Genomic DNA, 20,389 nt, shown 5'->3' on the forward strand with positions numbered 1-20,389 from the left:
TGAACGGCATGGATATCAGGCTTTCCCAATGCTTCATCGCCGTCGACGACCACAACAAGGCGATCGCCTTCTACCGCGATGTGCTCGGCCTTGAGGTACGCGACGACGTCGGGTTCGAGGGGATGCGCTGGGTGACCGTGGGGGCGCCCTCGCAGCCGGACGTGAATATCGTCCTGGAACCGCCCCTCGCCGACCCGAACGCCTCACCGGCCGACAAACAGGCCATGGCGGAGCTGATGGCCAAGGGCCTGCTGCACGGCGTCATCTTCGCGACGGACGACTGCGACGCCACCTTCGAGCGCATCAGCGCCGCGGGCGGCGAGGTGCTGCAGGAGCCGATGGACCAGCCCTACGGCGTGCGCGACTGCGGGTTCCGCGACCCCGCCGGCAACCTGTTGCGCTTCACCCAGCCCCTCGGGAAGTGACCACCCGGGAGGGGGCGTCCGGACTTCCCGTACGCCCCCTCCCCGGTCCGCCCGGCGCGGGCTACACCGTAGGCAGCCAGTCCACTTTTCCGGCCAGCAGCGCGTACCCGACGAACGCCCCGATGTCGAGCAGTGTGTGGGCCACCACCAGCGGCCCGACCCGCCCCCAGCGCCGGTACAGCAGTACGAACACGACGCCCATCACCATGTTGCCGATGAAGCCGCCGATCCCCTGGTACAGGTGGTACGAACCGCGCAGCACCGAGCTCGCCACCAGCGCGCCCATCGGTGACCACCCCAGCTGTCCGAGTCTGCGCAGCAGATAGCCGACGACGATGACCTCCTCCAGCACGGAGTTCTGCACCGCGGAGAGGATCAGCACCGGAAACTTCCACCACACGTCGGGCAGCGATTCCGGCTCCACCGTCAGATTGAAGCCCCCCGCCTGCATCACCAGGTAGAACGCGAGCCCGGCGCTCCCGATACCGGCCGCGACCAGTGTGCCGCGGCCCAGATCGGGCCAGGGCCGCCGGCCGTCGAAGCCGAGGTCGCGCAGCCCGCTGCCCTCCCGCGTCAGCAGATGCGCGACCAGCAGGACCGGTACCAGCGCCGTACAGATCCCGAAGAGCTGCCAGGTGAGATCGAGCCACGGCCGGCCGGGCGCGGCCGATGTGTTGAGCCTCGCCGCCTGGTCGCCGAGCGCCTCGGGTCTGGTCAGTGAGCCGATAAAGCTGATCAGCGCCGACACTCCGCTCGCGCCGAGCGAGAGCGCCAGAACGAGCACTGTCTCGGACCGCGATGTCCCGCGTGAGATGGCCTCCCTGGGATGGGAACCGGCCGCCTCGCCCGCCTCCGCCTGCACACCTGCCTCCAGTTGAGTAATCCCGCCTCATGCCCCACGCGGTGCCGCTAGGGTCTCGAATGCAGGTACGAAGATCGCGCGCGACAGGCCGGGGGAGCAATTCGCCGTTCGCGTGGCGAGGCTCGTTCTCGTCCACTCTTCCAGCCCTTGTACACCCTTCATGAAGGAGGGGCGCCACCGTCATGGGACGTCACAGCTTGCCCGACGCGAAGGCGACCGCCACGGGCAGGGTCCGTTCACCGCGCCGTCGCACCGTCTCCATCGCCACCGCGCTGGTCCTCGCCGTGGCGGCGGGGACGGGGGTGGCGGCACAGAGCGGTCTCCTCTCCTTCGCGGATCCCTGCGCCGACGCGCCGGTACGACTCGACCTGGCGGCCTCCCCCGATATCGCCCCCGCGCTACGGGCCATCGCGGACCGCGCGCGACGGGACCGGGTGACCACCGACGGCCACTGTCTCGACGTACGGGTCGAGGCACGCGAGAACTACCAGGTCGCCGCCGCGCTGGCCGACGGCTCGGGGCCAGCCGGCTACCAGGTATGGGTGCCTGATTCCGACATCTGGGTGGATCGCGCCAAGGGACTGGGCGACGGCACCGCGCTGACACCGGCGGGTACGGTCGCCACCTCTCCGGTGACGCTGGCCACCGTACCCACGACCTCGCGAACCATGGGCTGGCCCCGCAAGAGTTATACGTGGGCCGAACTGGCCGCGACCGCGACCGGCGCGGACGGGCTGCTGCTCGGCTCGGCCGACCCCGCCCGCAGCGCCACGGGGCTGCTCGCGCTCAGCAGCGTCGCCGAGTCCTCGCGGCGGACGGGCGCCGAAGGCGACACCCGTACCGCCGCCACCGCCGAACTCCTCACCCAGCGCGTCTCCGACACCGACACGCATGTGCTGGAGACGCTGGCGCAGGACGACTCGGGGGCGGAGAAGGGCCATCCCCGCCGCAATGAGGCGGTGCTGCTCTCCGAACAGGCCGCGTTCGCGCACAACTCCGAGGGCAGCGGCTCCGCCAACCTCAATCTCTTCTATCCCACGGACGGCGCGCCCGTACTCGACTACCCGTACAGCCTGGTCGACGAGACGGAGCTGACCACCGACCAGAGCCGCGCCGCCATGCGGTTCATGACCCTGCTCGGCGACGAGGCCGCGTACCGCACCCTCCGGGAGCACGGCTTCAGGGTGGCGGACACCGCGCTCGACCCCACCCTGCTGCGCACGGCGGGCGCCCTCTCACCCCAGCCGTACGACGGGAACGACGCGGAACCGCCGTCCTCGGAGTCACGGCAGTGGGCGCTCGGTCTGTGGACGGTGACGGTGCGGAGCGCGCGGCTGACGACGGTCGTGGACACCTCGGGCTCGATGGCCGCGCCCGTGCCCGGCCGGGACGGCCAGAGCCGGATGGATATCACGAAAGCCTCGCTGCTCCGGGCTCTCGCGGGGTTCACCCCCGAGGACGAGATCGGCCTGTGGGAGTTCGCCACCCGGCTGGACGGCGCCAAGGACTACCGCGAGCTGGAGCGAACGGCCCGGCTTGGCGAGCCGGTCAAGGGCGGCGGCACCCACCGGGACCGGCTCTCGGACGCCGTCACCGCGCTCAAGCCCGTCCCGGACGGCGACACCGGTCTGTACGACACGATGCTGGCCGCCTACCGGGAAGCGGTTGCCTCATACGTGAGCGGCAAGTTCAACGCGCTCGTCATCCTCACCGACGGCTCCAACAAGGACGACGACTCGATCTCACGGTCCGAACTGATCAAGCGGCTGAAGACCGTCGTGGACCCCCGCCGCCCGGTACCGCTGATCGCGATCGCCGTGGGCCCGGACGCCGACCGTAACGAGGTCGACACGATCGCCAGGGCCACCGGCGGCGCGGGCTACGAGGTGAGCGATCCCGCCGAGATCCGGGCCGTGATGCTGCGAGCGGTCATGCTGTCGGCCGGACTGACCGGCCCCGGCTCCACGGCACCCGACCACTCCTGAGCACGGAGGACCGCCCATGAGTACGGCCCGCCGGCGGTGAGTACGGTCGGCCGACGGTGCCCCGGGCCGTACGCCACCGCTCATCCGGTCCCGTCGGTCCCGTCGATCCCGTCGAGGGAGGACCCGCGGAACCCCAGCGGCCAGCTGTGCACCGGCTCGCCCTGGTGCATCAGCTCGCAGTAGCGACGGGTGGTGGCCGCCAGGGCGGCGTCCCGCTCAAGGCCGGCCTCCAGCGCCCGGTGAAAGGTGTCCACCTGCCACGAGGCCCCGTTCATCCGCCGCTTGCAGCGCTCCTCGATGACCCCGAGATAGAAGTCGCGGTCCGCCGGCTCGATCTGCCACGCGTCCAGACCGGCGGCGGCGAGCGGCAGCAGTTCGTCGCGTACGAGCTTCACCACCGGCACGCTCGTCAGACCGGCGGCCCGGCCGGGGCGCGGCCAGCGCAGCTCCGCGTCGATGCCGTGGCGGCAGGCGAGGTCGAAGTTGGCCGCCGCGTCGGCGAAGGGCAGCCGGCTCCAGACCGGTCTGGCGTCCTCGGCGAGCGCGCGCACCAGCCCGTAGTAGAAGGCGGTGTTGGCGATCACGTCGGTGACGGTGGGGCCCGCGGGCAGTACGCGGTTCTCCACCCGCAGATGAGGTACACCGTCGGCGACCTCGTACACCGGCCGGTTCCAGCGGTAGACCGTCCCGTTGTGCAGCGCCAGTTCCTGGAGCTCCGGCACTCCCCCGCTGTCGAGCACCCGCAGCGGGTCCTCGTCGTCGCAGATCGGCAGCAGCGGCGGGAAGTAGCGCAGATTCTCCTCGAAGAGGTCGTACGCGGACTCGATCCAGCGCTCCCCGAACCAGGTCCTGGGCCGCACCCCCTGGGCCTTCAGCTCCGGCGGCCGGGTGTCGGTGGCCTGTTCGAAGAGCGGCGGCCTGGACTCCCGCCACAGCTCCCGGCCGAACAGGAACGGCGCGTTGGCACCGAGTGCCACCTGCACCGATGCCATGGCCTGGGCGGCGTTCCACACATCGGCGAACCGGTCGGGCGTCACCTGGAGATGGAGCTGTACGGAGGTGCAGGCGGCCTCCGGAGTGATCGATGACGAGGTGCACGTCAGCCGCTCGACCCCTTCGATGTCGAGGGTGAAATCCTCGCCCCTGGCCGCCAGCATCTGTTCGTTGAGCAGGGTGTAGCGGTCGACGTCGGAGAGATTCGCGGAGACCACGTCATGCCGGGTGAGGGTCGGCAGAATTCCGATCATCACGATCCCCGCGTCGACCTCACTCGCTTTGCGGTGGGCATATCCGAGGCCGGTACGGAGCTCCTCGGCGAGCTGGTCGAGAACCCGTCCTCCCAGCCGGTGCGGAGCCACGTTCACTTCCATGTTGAACATTCCGAGTTCGGTCTGGAAATCACCGCTCGCGATACGCTTCAGCACCTCGGCATTCATCATCCGGGGCATCCCGTCGGACCCCGCGAGATTCAGCTCGATCTCCAGACCCATCAGATTCTTGGGTCGGTCGAACCCCTCCTCCGCCAGGAGTCGCCCCAGCACCGCCAGGCACTGCTGCAGCTTTCTACGGTATTTCTGCCGATCGGACAGTCCGGAACCACCCGCTTCGACCTTCTCACCCATCGAAGTGTCCCTCCTCGATCGAGTGGGCAGCCCGCGGCACCGGGCGCTCGCGTCACGATCGATAATGCCCACACGGAGTGATCCGTAACGCTCCACCGACGGCACGCACCGAGTACAGTGTGGACATCGGTCGTGGGGCACATTCCTTTGGCATGGCGTGGTGTTCCGTATCCACTGCCCGGCCGGCCGCGAAAAACGCCGACGAGTTTCGGCCGTCCGCGGCGGATGAATCGCCCCAGGCCAGACGCCTGCGTTCCGCGTTTATCGGCAGAAACTACGCAGGAGATGGACTTAATAGTGCCTTGTCCGCAATATGCGGGACAGCTAGCAGAAACATGGCACGAACACGTGTCGTATAAACTCCCGTATACGAGGCAGAGAGTCGGCGTCCGGCCTACAGCCCTGAGCCCACCTCTGACCCCGCACGCTGACAGCGACGTCCGCACCCGCCCATGCACCACCTCAAGCGTCACCCCTGTCTCCTGAGTGAGAGGCAACCCACCATGCCGCTGCATGTCCCCCCGGCTCCCGCGCCCGCCCTGCGCAGCGTTCTCGCGGCACTCGGTTCCCCTACCGCTGTGCGCGATGCCCGCACCCCCGCTCTGCAGTCCGTCCAGGGACCGCTGAGCCCCGAACTCCCGCTGCCCGTCCATGTGCTCGACCAGGTCAGCCCGGCAGCCCGGGGGACCGCCCCCGCGGGGCGTACGCCACGGACCAGGCTGGCCGGCTGGCGCTTCCTGATCCGCAGCGGTGAGCGCGCCGTCGCCGCCGCGGACACGATGCTCACCGCGGACGGCTGGGCCTTCTCCCGCTTCTTCGAGGGCCCGTACGTCACCGCGACGGAGCGGGCGGTACGGCAGGCGGAGACCCTGGGGACCGCGTACCAGCCGCGGCTGCTCTCGGTGCCCGAGCTCTACATGCTGACGCTCTGGCTGCACGGGGACACGGAGGCCGACGCCTCCACGGGGTCCCCCGCGCCGGCCGACATCCTGGTCCCTCTCGCGCCGGCCCCGCCGGGCATCGCGGCCCACCGCCCGCACCGGGTCGCCGAGTTGCTGCCCATGATCGGGCTGCGGCTCGCGCCCGCGCCGCTCCTGCGTACACCCGCCTGAAGCCGGAGCGTGGGCAGCGCGCCCGCCACTCGTGTTCCTCCCGTACCCCGCGGCCGCTATGGTCGCGGGGTACCTTTCTGCTCAGTCGGGCTAGCCCGGTTCGGCCACCTCGAACCACCCGAAAAGACGGTCAAGTTGAACTGAACCGTCCGGCTGGGTGACACGTCCTTAAGCAGAAGGAAGCGCTGCCGCGAAATCCCTGCGGATTACCATCCGTAGGGCAACACTAGGACTGGACCAGACAGATACGGGGGGCGGTCTTGACCACATCGAGCCGCAGGACACCCACTACGACACAGCGAAAGAACTCGCCCATGTGCCAGCACCAACCAGCCTGTCCCACAGCCGATTCCGCCGACCGCGACGCCGCCCGACTGATGGCTCACCACCCGGAGCAGGGCTGGAGTCTGCTGTGCAACGGCGTTCTGCTCTTCGAGGACACCGGCGAGCTGCTGCCCGACGGGAAGATCATCGCCCCGCACCGGCCGCTGCGGACCGAACAGGTGGTGACGGCGGCCTGACGCCGCCCGACGGCGTTCGGACGCCGCCGGAATGAATGGGGCCGGCCCGGAGACCTTCCTCCGCACCGGCCCCGACGCATGTCCGGGCCCCGCGAGCCCGTGGGCGTCAGTTGTCGTACGCGTCCAACGGCGGGCAGGAGCAGACCAGATTACGGTCGCCGAACGCACCGTCGATACGGCGCACCGGCGGCCAGTACTTGTCCGCCGCCGAGACCCCGGCGGGGAAGACCGCCTCGTCACGGCTGTACGCGTGCTCCCACGCGCCGCCCAGCGCGGCGGCCGTGTGCGGCGCGTTGCACAGCGGGTTGTCGTCCGCGGGCCACTCACCGGACGCGACCTTCTCGATCTCCGCGCGGATCGCGATCATCGTCTCGCAGAAGCGGTCGATCTCGTTCAGATCCTCACTCTCGGTGGGCTCGATCATCAGCGTCCCCGCCACCGGGAACGACATCGTCGGCGCGTGGAAGCCGTAGTCGATCAGCCGCTTCGCGATGTCGTCGACGCTGACGCCGGTCGCCTTGGAGAGCGGCCGCAGATCCACGATGCACTCGTGGGCCACCAGTCCGTTGGGACCGGTGTAGAGCACCGGGTAGTGCGGCTCCAGGCGCTTGGCGATGTAGTTGGCGGCGAGCACGGCGACCTGTGTCGCCCGCTTGAGGCCCTCGCCGCCCATCAGCCGTACATACGCCCAGGAGATCGGCAGGATGCCGGCCGAGCCCCACGGAGCCGCCGAGATCGGTCCGACGCCCGTCTCGGGACCGGCCGCGGGCTGGAGCGGGTGGTTGGGCAGATACGGCGCGAGGTGGGCCCGTACCCCGACCGGACCGACGCCGGGACCGCCGCCGCCGTGCGGGATGCAGAACGTCTTGTGCAGATTCAGATGCGACACATCGGAACCGAACCTGCCCGGCTTCGCCAGCCCCACCAGCGCGTTGAGGTTCGCGCCGTCGACGTACACCTGACCGCCCGCGTCGTGCACGGCCGCGCAGATGTCACCGATGTGCCCCTCGAACACCCCGTGCGTGGACGGGTAGGTGACCATCAGGACGGCCAACTCGGCGCCGTGCTTGGCGATCTTGGCGTGCAGGTCCTCGACGTCGACGTCGCCGTCCTCACGGGTCTTCACAACGACGACCTTCATTCCGGCCATCACCGCGCTCGCGGCGTTCGTGCCGTGCGCGGAGGAGGGGATGAGGCAGACAGTACGTCCCGTGTCGCCGTTGGCCCGGTGGTACGCCCGTACCGCCAGCAGACCCGCGAGCTCGCCCTGTGAACCGGCGTTGGGCTGGAGGGAGACCGCGTCGTAGCCGGTGACCTCGGCGAGCCGCTCCTCCAGCTCCCTGATCAGCGTCAGATAGCCCTGCGCCTGCTCGGCGGGCGCGAAGGGGTGCAGCGCCCCGAACTCGGGCCAGGTGACCGGCTCCATCTCGGTGGTCGCGTTCAGCTTCATCGTGCAGGAGCCGAGCGGGATCATGCCGCGGTCCAGCGCGTAGTCGCGGTCCGCGAGCCGGCGCAGATAGCGCAGCATCGCGGTCTCGGAGCGGTACTGGTGGAAGACGGGGTGGGTCAGATAGTCGTCGGTCCGCAGCAGCGCGCCGGGCAGCGCGTCCTCGGTGGCCGCGTCCAGCGCCTCGATGTTCCCGCTCACGCCGAAGGCCGTCCACACGGCGGCCAGCTGCGTACGGCCGGTGGTCTCGTCGCAGGCGATGGAGACATGGTCGGCGTCGGCCAGGCGGAGATTGACGCCGCCCTCACGCGCGGCGGCGACCACCTCGGCGGCCCGGCCGGGGACCCGGACGGTCAGCGTGTCGAAGTACGCGCCGTGCACGATCTCGACGCCACCCGCGCGCAGCCCCTCGGCGAGCAGCGTGGCGTAGCGGTGGGTACGGCTCGCGATGGACCGCAGCCCCTCGGGGCCGTGGTACACCGCGTACATCCCGGCCATGACGGCGAGCAGCACCTGCGCGGTACAGATGTTGCTGGTGGCCTTCTCGCGGCGGATGTGCTGCTCGCGGGTCTGGAGCGCCAGCCGATACGCCTTGTTGCCGTCGGCGTCCACCGACACCCCGACGAGCCGGCCCGGCAGGCTGCGCGCGAACTTCTCGCGTACGGCCATGAATCCGGCGTGCGGTCCGCCGAAGCCCATCGGGACCCCGAAGCGCTGGGTGGTCCCCACCGCGATGTCCGCGCCCAGCTCACCCGGCGAGGTGAGCAGCGTCAGCGCGAGCAGGTCGGCGGCGACGGTGACGATCGCGCCGAGGCCGTGCGCCTGCTCGACCACGGGCCTGATGTCCCGTACGGCCCCCGAGGCGCCCGGGTACTGGAGCAGCACACCGAAGACCCCGCGCTCGGCCACCTCGGCCGGAATGCCCTCGCTCAGGTCCGCGACGACGACCTCGACACCGGTCGGCTCGGCGCGGGTCTCGATCACGGCGATGGTCTGCGGCAGGGCGTCGGCGTCCACCAGGAAGACACCGCCCTTGACCTTGCCGACACGGCGGGCGAGCGCCATCGCCTCCGCCGCGGCGGTGCCCTCGTCCAGCAGGGAGGCGCCCGAGGTCGGCAGTCCCGTCAGCTCGGCCACCACGGTCTGGAAGTTGAGCAGCGCCTCAAGCCGGCCCTGGGAGATCTCCGGCTGGTACGGGGTGTACGCGGTGTACCAGGCCGGGTTCTCCATCACATTGCGCAGAATCACCGACGGCGTGTACGTGCCGTAGTAGCCGAGCCCGATCATCGGCGCGAGCACCTGATTGCGGTCCGCGAGGGAGCGCAGCTCGGCCAGCACCTCGGCCTCGGTACGGGCCTCCGGAAGCCGCAGTGCCTCCGTGCTCTTGATGACGTCCGGCACCGCGGCGGCGGTCAGCTCGTCGAGCGAGCCATAGCCGACCTGAGCCAGCATCTTCGCCTGCGCCGGCGCGTCGGGCCCGATGTGGCGCTGCTCGAAGGGGGTGCCTCGCTCCAGCTGGGAGAGCGGAATGCGGTTGACGGTCATTACGGGAGGCCTCCTGGTCGACGCGACCTGTGAGGGGCACCGAGACGCGGGTGCCCGAACGGCCTCCCCCTCTGTCATCTCGACCTGAGAGCTTCACCGGCCCGCCCGGAGGCGGCCCGGCTTTCACCGTCGGTGAGAGCGGATGCCGTCCGACGCCCGCCCTGCTTTCCAGAGTGACCTCGTCCGTGCGGTACGGGGGCCTGAGAGATTCCGGGGAGGATTTGCTCCTTCGGCGCCTCCGGCCTTCTTTCCGGAGGACTCTCCCGCACGGGGTCAGCAGCCGCTTGCCAGCCTACCAGCGCGACCTTCGGCACAACTTTCGAGTGGCCGACGCCCGACTTCTGCACTTTTGTAGTATTCACAAGCAGTTGCGACCAGTTGGAGGGACCGTGGAGACCGACGTTGATCCGCGCAGTCTGATAGGCCGCAAGGCGTTCGACCGCAATGGCCATAAGCTCGGGACAGTGGACGAGGTGTATCTCGACGATGCGACCGGAATCCCGGAGTGGGCCGCTGTCCGTACCGGACTCTTCAGTCGCGACGCCTTCGTCCCCCTTGCCCCCAGCACGCTCTCCCAGGACGGTCTGCGGATCCCGTTCGAGCGGGCGCTGATCCGGGACGCCCCCGATTTCGGTGTCGGCCGGCATCTCTCCCCCGACCAGGAACTCCAGCTGTACCACCACTACGGCCTGGCCCTTCCGGACCCCGAGTCACCCGAACGGCCCGCTTCGCTGTCCGACCGTGACTCCGATCGCGACTTCGGACGACTGGCCGGCCAGGACGACTGACCCGCCACCGCCGGCACCAGGGGCAGCGGCTCCGAGAGCTCCAGATCGGGGTCGTCGGCCCAGAAAGTCCGCACCCGCCCCGGCGCGGATCCCGGCTCCTCGAACCGTACGGTCACCCTCCGCAACCCGCTGCCCTGCACCCAGCCCGCACCGAACTCGCGATGGTGTACGTCGTGCCCCGCCGGGAAACGCCGCTCGGCGGGCACGTCCGGAGCCTCCGCGGGCCCACCGCTCCCGCCCGCCGCCGCTCCGGACGTCGCGGCCCCATCCCCGACGGCCCGCTCCGCACCCGCCGGCTCGCGCGCCCGCGAGTCCGCCGACGCGTGCGGGGCGGCGGCGGTCTCATCGGCCTGGGCCTGGGCCTGGGCGAAGAGATCCTCCTGCGTGAAGTCCGCGAGCCCCGTCACGCCCACCCCGAGCAGCCGTACCCCACCCGTGGTGTCCACCGACTCCAGCAGCCGCCCCGCGGCCTCCCGCACCACCCCCGGGTCGTCCGTGGGCCCGCGCAAGGTCTCCGAACGGGTCAGGGTCGAGAAGTCGTACCGCCGCACCTTGAGGACGACGGTCCGCCCCGAACGCCCCGCCGCCCGCAGCCGCTCGACGCACCGGTCCGCGAGTCGGTCCACCTCCGTGCGCACCCTGACCCGGTCGTGCAGATCGACATCGAAGGTGTCCTCGACCGACACGGACTTGGCGTCGCGCTCGGACACCACGGCCCGGTCGTCGAGCCCGAGCGCCATCCGGTACAGCGAGGCGCCATGGGCCTTCCCCAGCAGCCGTACGAGCTCGTCCTCACCCGCCTCGGCCAGATCGGCGACCGTGGTCATGCCCGCCCGGCGCAGATGGTCCCCCGTCGCCGGCCCGACGCCGGGCAGCGTACGCACCGGCATGGGCCCCAGCAGGGCGCGCTCCGTACCCGGCTCTATGAGCACGAGGCCGTCCGGCTTGGCCTGCTCGGAGCCGATCTTCGCCAGCATCTTGGACCCCGCGAGGCCCACCGAACCGCTGAGCCCCGTCACCGCCCTGATGTCCCCGCGCAGCCGCTCACCCGCCGCCAGCGCCGAGGCGGTGTCATCGGCCGAGCCCCCCGCCTCCAGGTCCACGAACGCCTCGTCCAGGCTCAGCGGCTCCACCAGCGGCGACAGCCTCCCCAACAGCTCCATCACCTGCTCGCTGACCGCGCGGTAGAGCGAGAAGCGCGGGACGAGATAGGCGGCGTTCGGCGCCAGACGCCTCGCCTGGGCCATCGGCATCGCCGAGTGCACCCCGAAGCGTCTCGCCTCGTACGAGGCCGTGGAGACCACCCCACGCGGGCCCAGGCCGCCGACCACCACCGGCTTTCCGCGCAGACTCGGCTTCGCCGCCTGCTCGGCGGCGGCGAAGAAGGCATCCATGTCCAGATGCAGGATCGTCGGCGCGGATCTCACATCACCGATGCTCCCTCACGCCACTGACAATCGGCCCGGGAGACGCGTCAGACAGCCCGGTCCCGCCGCCGTCTGGCCAGTTCATCGGCGGGGTTGTTGCCGATCAGCGTCTCGCCGGTGTCGGTCCGCTCCCCATGGAGCTGGGACAGCGCGGCCTCGACATCCCGCCACACCACACCGACCGCGATCCCGAAGACCCCCTGGCCCCCCTGGAGCAGGCTCACCACCTCGTCGGGCGAGGAGCACTCGTAGACCGTCGCGCCGTCGCTCATGAGCGTCACCCGGTCCAGATCCCGGAAGCCGCCGGCCCGCAGATGCTGGACCGCCGCCCTGATGTTCTGCAGAGCGACCCCGGTGTCCAGGAACCGCTTCACGATCTTGAGGACGACCACGTCCCGGAAGCTGTAGAGCCGCTGGGTGCCCGACCCGTACGCGGGGCGGACACTCGGCTCGACGAGTCCCGTGCGTGCCCAGTAGTCCAACTGGCGGTACGTGATCCCCGCCGCCGCGCACGCGGTCGGACCCCGGTATCCGACCGTCTCCGCACCGGGATCGGGGGCACTGCCGTGAAGCGGATACGGACCGCCCGCCGCCGTACTGTCGCCGCTGCTTCTCACGCCGACCCTCCGTCCTTGACCTGCCCTGTCGAAGGTAGGCAGTCACCCGGGGCGCGTCAACGATCGCCACACTCGCCACGCCGAGTGATAATCACCCTGAGTGTGGTTTCCCGTACCCCTTTCCGGGGAAAGGCTGACCGAATGCGCTGACAGAGCCCGGCGCAGCGCTCACCGGCCGCTCACTGGCTGTTGGTCCCGAAGTCCTCCGGAGAGATCTGGTCGAGGAACTCGCGGAACTTCTCCACCTCGTCCTCCTGCTCATCCGGGATGGCGATGCCGGCATCGTCCAGAACCCCGTCACTGCCGTAGATCGGCGTGCCCGTGCGCAGCGCGAGCGCTATGGCATCGGACGGCCTGGCGCTCACCTCGACCCCGCTCGCGAAGACCAGCTCCGCGTAGAAGACCCCTTCACGCAAGTCCGTGATCCGGACCTCGGTGAGCTCCTGACCCACCGCTTCCAGCACGTCCTTGAAGAGATCATGGGTCAGCGGCCGGGCCGGGGCCATGCCCTGCTGGGCGAAGGCGATGGCTGTCGCCTCCCCCGGTCCGATCCAAATAGGGAGGTACCGGTCGCCTCCCACTTCACGCAGGAGCACGATCGGTTGGTTGGAGGGCATTTCCACCCGGACACCCACAACGTCGAGCTCGTTCACACAGCAACCCTAGGACGTGCCCGGCAGGTTTGGGTAGTCGGACTCCCCCATGATCAGTCCGGCCGGACCCCGAGAGCCGTCCCCACCAAGGCCGCGTGGAGCCTCGCGGAGAGCGCGGCCAGCTCCTTCGTGGTCACCTCGGCACGGGCCCTGGTCTGCGGGTTACGGTGCCGGCGCAGCGGCGACACGACCTGTTCGACCAACCCGGCCTCACGTTCCGCGGCCGCCTTCATGACCCGCAGATGCCGAGGTTCCAGACCGAATCGTCCGAGATCCGAGACAAGCCGGGCCACGGTTACGGCCCCGGCGTCATAGCCGCCGTTCGGCAACGGGGTGATGAGGCCGTACGACTCCCACTCGTCGAGCAGGCTGTCGTCGACCCCCGCGGCGGCCAGCAGCTCATCGCGGCCGATACGCGCGGCGGTCGGGACCTCGGGCCGCGCCTCCGGGAGGGCGCTCAGCGGCCCTCGCTGGGGGCCCGGCAGCGGGACACGCTCACCACGCCCCAGGCCGTCCAGCTGCTCCCTGATGACCTTCAGGGGCAGATAGTGGTCCCGCTGCATCCGCAGCACCCGGGCCAGCCGCTCGACATCCCCGGCACTGAACTTCCGGTAACCGGAAGGGGTCCTGTCCGGCTCGACCAAACCCTCCGCCTCCAGGAACCGGATCTTGGAGATGGAGATGTCGGGAAACTCGTCCCGCAGCCGGGCGAGCACCGCGCCGATGCTCAGCAGCGACTCGCCCGTGGGGGCGGTGCCGGATCCGGCACCGCCCTTCGGTGTGCGCAGCATGGACCTTCCCTGAGGGTCACACGCCCCGCTGGCTCGCGTAGAAGACCAGCCGGTACTTACCGATCTGGACCTCGTCGCCGTTCGCCAGCAGGACCGAATCGATCCGCTCACGATTGACGTACGTACCGTTCAGACTGCCCACGTCCGAGACGGTGAAGCGACCGTCGGCGCCCCTGCGGAACTCCACATGGCGGCGCGACACGGTCACATCGTCCAGGAAGATGTCGCTCTCCGGATGACGGCCGGCCGTGGTCAGCTCACCGTCCAGCAGGAAGCGGCTGCCCGAATTCGGACCGCGGCGCACCACGAGGAGCGCCGATCCCATCGGCAGCGCGTCGACCGCCGCCTGCGCCTCCGGCGTGAGCGAGGGAAGCGACGTCTGGCCGGTCACCTCGGAGTCATACGCCTCAAGACCCGAGATGGAGATCGTCGAGGTCGTCTCGGAAGCGCGCTCCGCGGGCGCCGCGCCCCGCAGTGGCGCACCACAGTTGGAGCAGAACCGACTGGCTTCGGCGTTTCGGTGTCCGCACCTCGTACACACAGGCAAGGCCGACATAGAGGGATCCTCCTGCCGCGACTGCCCCCCAGGGACAGATGAGTCCTCGAAACCTATGCGGCCGGGACCAGCAGGGTCAACAGACGACGCGCCGGAGGCGTCACCACCCACCTGGTCACGGAAGAGCGGGCGCTCGCCACCCGGCTCCTCGCTCTGGCCATGGCGCGATGCGCGATGGCGAGCGGAGCCCTCCTCGCGGGCGCTCTTGCCGAACAACTTCGCAAACAACTTCACGGGCGATTCCCCTTGACCGAAACAGACCCGCCCGTGGGGCAGGACGAACCCTGAATGAACACACCTGCCGACCCGGACATCTTGACAACGTCCGTATCCACCGGACAGTTTCCACCACGCACCACGCTGATCGTGCGCCGACCCCCCGCAACCTCATGCCCGCGTACGACGACTGCCATGCGCCCCCGCCTCACCGCGACGACGACCGAGCGTAGTCAGGACGCTTCGCCGGTCGCAAGGCATCCACGATGATCTTCTCAGCCGGCGTCACCGTGGCCGTGGCCTGCTCCTTCTCCAGTGTCTGGACCACTCCGCCCGGAATATTGAGAGCGGGCTCCAGATCCTGCGACTTGCCGATGACCTTGAAGGCATACGGGGCGGTGACCGCCTTGCCGTCCACCTGAATGTCACCTCCCGTACCCGAGAAGTATGTATCGGCGACCACCCGGACGTCATTGACCTGGATGGCCTCGGCGCCCGCCGCCCGCAGTTCCTGAATGGCGTCGAGCAGCATGTCCGGCTCGACCGTGCCGCTCGGGTCATTGATGGTCAGCGTGATTCCGGGCCCCTGCGCCGCGACCGTGCCGGCCAGGATGCCCAGCTGCTGCTCCTTCTCCCGCGTCTGCTTGCGCGCCTCCTCCGCCTGGTCCGAGCTGGTCTCCAACTCGGTGCGCTGGGCGTCGAGACGCTGCTTCTCGTCCTCAAGACGCTGCGTACGGTTGTCGAGCTCGTCGAGGATGCGCACCAGGTCCTCCTGGCGGGCGCCCCGCAGCGCGCTGTCGTCGTTGTTCGACGTGACCTGGATGGCGAGCCCGAGTCCGAGCACGAACAGCAGGACGGCGACGATCAACTGGGCCCGGGTCACCCTCGGCGGCCACAGCCCCGCGGCCAACCGCTGGCGGCCGGTGAGCTGTTGGCGCTCCGGCTCCGACGGGGTGTCCGTACCGTCCTCGTTCCTGGGGGTCTCTCCGCCGCTCATCGGCCTCACGCCCGGAACACATGCCGGCGGATCGCGGCAGCGTTGGAGAAGATACGGATACCGAACACGACCACCACGCCGGTGGACAACTGGGCGCCCACGCCCAGCTTGTCGCCCAGGAACACGATCAGCGCGGCCACCACCACATTCGACAGGAACGAGACGACGAAGACCTTGTCGACGAAGATCCCGTCGAGCATGGCGCGCAGTCCCCCGAAGACCGCGTCGAGCGCGGCGACGACGGCGATCGGCAGATAGGGCTCGACCACCGCCGGCACCTCGGGCCGGACCAACAATCCGACCACGACTCCCACGACGAGGCCCAGTACCGCGATCACGATGTGCCCTTCCCGGTGTTGGCCGCGCCCTGTCCGTTGCCCTTCCCGGCGTCGGCGGCCTTCGGCTCTGCTGTACGTACGATCAGGCTCGGCGCCGCAGGCAGACGCACCTCTTCCTGATCCGAAATGCTGGTGCGAATACCGAAGTTCTCCTGCAGCGCGTGCAGATACTGTCCGTCGGCGCTGTCCTGGAACGCGGTGCTCAGCTTCTTCCCGTCCCCCACCGCGAGCACCGTGTACGGCGGCACCAGCGGCCTGTTGTCGACCAGTATGGCGTCGCCCGCGGCCCGGATCGCGGACAGCGAGGTCAGCCGCTGCCCATTGATCGCGATCGCTTCCGCGCCCGACTCCCACAGCCCGTTGACGACCCGCTGCATGTCGCGGTCGCGCACCCGGCCCGTATCGGAGAAGCCACTGCTCTCCCGGGGCCCGCCGCCACCGGACTCGGTGTCCTTGGCGTCATCCACCACGAGCTGCACGCCCGGCCCGTGCACCGGCGTCGCACCCGCGAGCAGAGCGACCAGCTCGCCCTGGTCGCCGCCGTGAGCCCGCAGGGCCGCGCGCTGGCGCTCGCCCACCTCGGTACGCAGTTTCTCGACCGTGCTCTCCAGCGTGTCCGCCGTGGCGGTCTTCGCGTCGATCCGGCTGATGAGCTCCTCGCGCTCCTTGGCCACCACGGGAGCCGAGATCCGCGCCTGGGCGGCTCCGACCGTGACGACCAGAGCGGCCAGCACCAGACCCGCTGCGAGGCCGAGCTTCGCCTTGAGCGTGCGCGGCAGCCCGCCTTCCTCAGCGTCCCGACGGGCCGCCGCCTCCGCGTAGCCCTCATCGAGGCTGTGATCCATCACATTGTTCAGCAGCGACATCGACGCGTCGGGACGCGGCGGCGGAGAGCCGGTGCTCCGAATGGGGGGCTGCTGCGACATGACGCACATCGTCGCACGTCGGGGGCGCTACCGCCGAATGGCCCCACCGGCGCGCCGGACAGCGGTCGATCACACCGTCCGGCACACCCGTGACACACCCGCGAAGGGGACTAGTGACCTGCGCTGTCCACCACCGACGACCACTCGTCGAGCAGCGCCTGCGCCGACGCGTCATCCGGGCCTTCCGCCCACAAATGAGTGACCGCCTCGGCCGGGTCGGGCAGCACCATCACCCAGCGGCCGTCGGCCTCCACCACACGCACCCCGTCCGTCGTGTCCACCTGCCGGTCTCCGGCCGCCTCGACGACGCTGCGCATGACCAGCCCCTTGACTGCCCAGGGGGTCGCCAGATCCCGGCGCAGCACATGGGCCCGCGGGATACGGGCGTCGATCTGGCTCAGCGTGAGCTGCGTACGCGCCACCAGACCGATCAGCCGCACAAAGGCGGCCGTACCGTCCAGGACACTGCTGAACTCCGGCACGATGAAGGCTCCACGCCCGTCACCGCCGAAGATCGTGGTCTCCTCGCGGCCCACCCTGGTCAGATCGTCCGGCGAGGTGGTCGTCCACTCCACCTGTGTGCCGTGGTACGCGGCGACCTGCTCGGCGATCCTCGTGGTGGTCACGGGCAGCGCCACCCGGCCGCTGCGCCGCTCGGCCGCGACCAGATCGAGCAGGACCAGCAGCGCGCGGTCGTCCTCGATGATCCTGCCCCGCTCGTCGACCAGCGACAGCCGCTCACCGACGGGGTCGAACCGCACTCCGAAGGCGGCTCGCGCCGAGGCGACGATCTCACCGAGTCTGACCAGGCCCGAACGGCGCGACTCGGCCGTCTCGGTCGGCCGGGACTCGTCGAGACCGGGGTTGATGGTCAGGGCGTCGACCCCGAGCCGGCCCAGGAGGCTGGGCAGCACAAGACCGGCGCTGCCGTTGGACGCGTCGACCACGACCTTGAGCCCGGCCTCCGCGATCCCGGTCGTATCGACATTGCGCAGCAGCGAGCCGGTGTACGAGTCGAAGACGCTCGCCGGGAAGTGCAGATCGCCGATCTCCCCGGGGAACGCGCGGCGGTACTCCTGTCGCGCGTACACCCGGTCCAGCTTGCGCTGACCGCCCTGCGAGAGGTCGGCGCCACGCTCGTCGAAGAACATGATGTCCACGGAGTCCGGCACCCCGGGCGAGGTACGGATCATGATGCCGCCGGCGCTGCCCCGAGCTGTCTGCTGCCGGGCGACGGGCAGCGGCACGTTCTCCAGGTCCCGTACATCGATGGCGCTGGACTGCAGCGACGAGATCACGGCGCGCTTGAGCGCACGGGCACCACGTGAGTGGTCGCGCGCCGTGGTGACGGTGGAGCCCTTCTTCAGGGTGGTGGCGTACGCACCCGCGAGCCGCACCACGACTTCTGGCGTGATCTCGACGTTCAGGATGCCGGAGACACCGCGTGCTCCGAAGAGATGCGCCTGCCCTCGGGACTCCCAGATCACCGACGTGTTGACGAAGGCGCCGGCCTCGATGGTCTTGAACGGGTAGACCCGCACATTGCCCTGGATGATCGACTCTTCGCCGACAAGACACTCGTCGCCGATGACCGCGCCGTCCTCGATGCGGGCGGCGCGCATGATGTCCGTGTTCTTGCCGATCACACAGCCGCGCAGATTGCTGTGCTGCCCGATGTAGACGTTGTCGTGGACGACGGCTTTATGGAGGAACGCGCCGGTCTTGACGACGACATTGGACCCGACGACGGTGTGCTCACGAATCTCCGCGTCGGCCTCGACCTTGGCGTAGTCACCGATGTACAGCGGCCCGCGCAGAACGGCGTCGGGATGGACCTCGGCGCCTTCGGCGATCCACACGCCCGGCGAGATCTCGAAGCCGTCGATATCGACGTCGACCTTGCCTTCGAGCACATCGGCCTGGGCCTTCACGTAGCTCTCGTGCGTGCCCACGTCCTCCCAGTAGCCCTCGGCGATATAGCCATAGATCTTCTTGCCCTCCTTCATCAGCTGAGGGAAGACATCACCGGACCAGTCCACCGACACGTCGGCCTCGACATAGTCGAAGACCTCGGGCTCCATCACATAGATGCCCGTGTTCACGGTGTCCGAGAAGACCTGTCCCCAGGTGGGCTTCTCCAGGAAGCGCTCGACCTTTCCCTCCTCGTCCACGATCGTGATGCCGAATTCCAGTGGATTCGGCACCCGGGTCAGACACACCGTCACCAGTGCGCCCTTTTCTTTGTGGAAGGCGATGAGATCGGTCAGATCGAAATCGGTGAGCGCGTCACCGGAAATGACGAGGAAGGCGTCGTCCTTCAGCGCCTCCTCCGCGTTCTTCACACTCCCCGCGGTGCCGAGCGGCTTCTCCTCGTTGGCATAGGTCAGCTCCATGCCAAGCTCTTCACCGTCACCGAAATAGTTCTTGACGAGAGAGGCGAGGAATTGCACGGTTACGACGGTCTCACTGAGCCCATGGCGCTTGAGCAACCGCAGCACATGCTCCATGATCGGCCGGTTCACGACCGGCAGGAGTGGCTTGGGCATGCTTGAGGTCATGGGGCGAAGTCGAGTACCTTCGCCACCGGCCATCACGACGGCCTTCATGTCGGAAGCGTCCTCCTTGAAGAGACGGTCTCGCCGACTTCACCCGTCTGGACAGAGGCCCCTTTGACGTCGGGCGCGGACCGGCGACACTGCACGGCACCGCATCGACGAGCTCAGTCGGCCACGTTGTCCGCCTTGACAAGCCGACGGACCTGGACCACGTACAGAATCCCTGCCCACCAGTACAGGCTTGTACCCCAAATAGCGAACGCCCATCCGAAAACTTCAGCGAGTGACGCAAGCCAGCCACTTCCGTCACTGAGGAGCAGGAGCGGGAAGGCGTACATCAAGTTGAAGGTAGCCGCCTTGCCGAGGAAGTTCACCTGGGGAGGCGGATAGCCGTGCCTGCGAAGGATGGCCACCATGACCAGAAGCATCAGTTCCCGGGCCAGTAGGGCCACGGTGAGCCAGAGGGGCAGGATCTCCCGCCAGGTGAGGCCAACCAGGGTGGAAAGGATGTAGAGCCGGTCGGCCGCGGGATCAAGAAGTCGCCCCAGGCTGCTGATCTGGTTCCAGCGCCGGGCGAGCTTGCCGTCGAGATAGTCACTGACGCCGCTCAGCATGAGCACCAGCAATGCCCAGCCGTCGCTCTTGGGCCCGCCGAACTCGGGGCGCAGGATCAGCCACAGGAAGAGCGGTACGCCGACGAGGCGGGCCATGCTGAGGATGTTGGGGATGGTGAGCACCCGGTCCGTCTGAACGCGAGTCTCCTGGACCTCCACCCGGGGGCCTCCTGTGTGGAACGTGCCAACGATGCCTCCTGACCCTACCCTCAGGGCCGGCGCAAGAACGCAGGGGGGTAATTTGGCAGGGGGTAATTTGAGGAGGGAGGGGCGGTGGGAACGTCCCCAGAACGCAGGAATGCCCCGCACCAGAAGGTGCGGGGCATTCCCACAATAATTGTTCGGCGGCGTCCTACTCTCCCACAGGGTCCCCCCTGCAGTACCATCGGCGC

At 69.2% G+C, this 20,389-nt stretch carries 18 protein-coding genes and 1 riboswitch; of the genes, 5 read left to right on the forward strand and 13 right to left on the reverse strand.

What is annotated here, in order from left to right; translation table 11 throughout:
- Nucleotides 1–8: 8 nt before the first annotated feature.
- Nucleotides 9–425, forward strand: a complete 417-nt coding sequence (locus tag ACFRMN_RS31575; protein ID WP_383025999.1) for a VOC family protein — start codon at nt 9–11, stop codon at nt 423–425.
- Between the two features lie 61 nt (nt 426–486).
- Here the strand turns inward: ACFRMN_RS31575 and ACFRMN_RS31580 are convergent, their stop codons facing one another.
- Nucleotides 487–1,287, reverse strand: coding sequence for a CPBP family intramembrane glutamic endopeptidase (locus ACFRMN_RS31580; RefSeq protein ID WP_383026002.1), 801 nt, complete (start codon nt 1,285–1,287; stop codon nt 487–489).
- Nucleotides 1,288–1,469: 182 nt separating this feature from the next.
- Between ACFRMN_RS31580 and ACFRMN_RS31585 the strand changes: the two genes are divergently transcribed.
- Complete coding sequence (locus ACFRMN_RS31585; protein ID WP_383026005.1) at nt 1,470–3,272, forward strand: substrate-binding domain-containing protein; 1,803 nt, start codon at nt 1,470–1,472, stop codon at nt 3,270–3,272.
- An 80-nt stretch (nt 3,273–3,352) separates the two neighbouring features.
- Here ACFRMN_RS31585 and ACFRMN_RS31590 read toward each other — a convergent pair whose 3' ends face one another.
- Nucleotides 3,353–4,894 (reverse strand): glutamate--cysteine ligase, encoded by a 1,542-nt coding sequence (locus ACFRMN_RS31590; RefSeq protein ID WP_383026007.1) that lies wholly within the window; start codon nt 4,892–4,894, stop codon nt 3,353–3,355.
- Between the two features lie 503 nt (nt 4,895–5,397).
- On the opposite strand from ACFRMN_RS31590, the gene ACFRMN_RS31595 reads away from it, so the two are divergent.
- Together ACFRMN_RS31595 and ACFRMN_RS31600 are read left to right on the forward strand one after the other, a co-directional pair.
- Nucleotides 5,398–6,006, forward strand: coding sequence for a hypothetical protein (locus ACFRMN_RS31595; RefSeq protein ID WP_383026010.1), 609 nt, complete (start codon nt 5,398–5,400; stop codon nt 6,004–6,006).
- A gap of 314 nt (nt 6,007–6,320) precedes the next feature.
- Entirely contained in the window at nt 6,321–6,527 is a 207-nt protein-coding gene (locus tag ACFRMN_RS31600) for a DUF5999 family protein (protein ID WP_030353035.1), read from the forward strand.
- A 106-nt stretch (nt 6,528–6,633) separates the two neighbouring features.
- Here ACFRMN_RS31600 and gcvP read toward each other — a convergent pair whose 3' ends face one another.
- Nucleotides 6,634–9,519 carry an aminomethyl-transferring glycine dehydrogenase gene (gene gcvP, locus ACFRMN_RS31605; RefSeq protein ID WP_383026013.1) on the reverse strand — a complete coding sequence of 962 codons (2,886 nt, stop codon included), beginning with the start codon at nt 9,517–9,519 and terminating at the stop codon, nt 6,634–6,636.
- 178 nt (nt 9,520–9,697) lie between these two features.
- Nucleotides 9,698–9,795, reverse strand: a riboswitch (glycine riboswitch).
- Between the two features lie 113 nt (nt 9,796–9,908).
- On the opposite strand from gcvP, the gene ACFRMN_RS31610 reads away from it, so the two are divergent.
- Nucleotides 9,909–10,307, forward strand: a complete 399-nt coding sequence (locus ACFRMN_RS31610; protein WP_383026016.1) for a PRC-barrel domain-containing protein — start codon at nt 9,909–9,911, stop codon at nt 10,305–10,307.
- Here the strand turns inward: ACFRMN_RS31610 and ACFRMN_RS31615 are convergent.
- The 10 genes from ACFRMN_RS31615 to ACFRMN_RS31660 all read right to left on the reverse strand — a co-directional run bounded on the left by ACFRMN_RS31615 (nt 10,202) and on the right by ACFRMN_RS31660 (nt 20,156).
- Nucleotides 10,202–11,734 (reverse strand): DNA polymerase IV, encoded by a 1,533-nt coding sequence (locus tag ACFRMN_RS31615; protein WP_383026018.1) that lies wholly within the window; start codon nt 11,732–11,734, stop codon nt 10,202–10,204. The two genes, ACFRMN_RS31610 and ACFRMN_RS31615, sit on opposite strands and share 106 nt — an antisense overlap.
- 47 nt (nt 11,735–11,781) lie before the next feature.
- Nucleotides 11,782–12,351 carry a MerR family transcriptional regulator gene (locus tag ACFRMN_RS31620; protein ID WP_365973492.1) on the reverse strand — a complete coding sequence of 190 codons (570 nt, stop codon included), beginning with the start codon at nt 12,349–12,351 and terminating at the stop codon, nt 11,782–11,784.
- 179 nt (nt 12,352–12,530) lie between these two features.
- Nucleotides 12,531–13,004 carry a bifunctional nuclease family protein gene (locus tag ACFRMN_RS31625; protein ID WP_006123076.1) on the reverse strand — a complete coding sequence of 158 codons (474 nt, stop codon included), beginning with the start codon at nt 13,002–13,004 and terminating at the stop codon, nt 12,531–12,533.
- Nucleotides 13,005–13,057: 53 nt separating this feature from the next.
- Nucleotides 13,058–13,795 carry a MerR family transcriptional regulator gene (locus tag ACFRMN_RS31630; protein WP_383026021.1) on the reverse strand — a complete coding sequence of 246 codons (738 nt, stop codon included), beginning with the start codon at nt 13,793–13,795 and terminating at the stop codon, nt 13,058–13,060.
- A gap of 16 nt (nt 13,796–13,811) precedes the next feature.
- A complete protein-coding gene (locus ACFRMN_RS31635) occupies nt 13,812–14,693 on the reverse strand; it encodes an FHA domain-containing protein (RefSeq protein WP_383026040.1) in 882 nt (293 codons plus the stop codon).
- Between the two features lie 82 nt (nt 14,694–14,775).
- On the reverse strand, nt 14,776–15,564 hold the full coding sequence (locus tag ACFRMN_RS31640; protein WP_383026024.1) for a DUF881 domain-containing protein: 789 nt from the start codon (nt 15,562–15,564) through the stop codon (nt 14,776–14,778).
- Nucleotides 15,565–15,569: 5 nt separating this feature from the next.
- Nucleotides 15,570–15,902: a small basic family protein gene (locus tag ACFRMN_RS31645; protein ID WP_023543062.1), complete on the reverse strand. Its 333-nt coding sequence runs from the start codon at nt 15,900–15,902 to the stop codon at nt 15,570–15,572.
- Entirely contained in the window at nt 15,899–16,828 is a 930-nt protein-coding gene (locus ACFRMN_RS31650) for a DUF881 domain-containing protein (RefSeq protein WP_383026027.1), read from the reverse strand. Before ACFRMN_RS31650 ends, ACFRMN_RS31645 begins: the two co-directional genes overlap by 4 nt.
- 110 nt (nt 16,829–16,938) lie before the next feature.
- On the reverse strand, nt 16,939–19,434 hold the full coding sequence (locus tag ACFRMN_RS31655; RefSeq protein WP_383026030.1) for a sugar phosphate nucleotidyltransferase: 2,496 nt from the start codon (nt 19,432–19,434) through the stop codon (nt 16,939–16,941).
- Nucleotides 19,435–19,547: 113 nt separating this feature from the next.
- Entirely contained in the window at nt 19,548–20,156 is a 609-nt protein-coding gene (locus tag ACFRMN_RS31660) for a CDP-alcohol phosphatidyltransferase family protein (RefSeq protein ID WP_030353025.1), read from the reverse strand.
- Nucleotides 20,157–20,389: the final 233 nt, after the last annotated feature.

Source organism: Streptomyces sp. NPDC056835 (assembly GCF_042789485.1).
Taxonomy (GTDB): Bacteria; Actinomycetota; Actinomycetes; order Streptomycetales; family Streptomycetaceae; genus Streptomyces.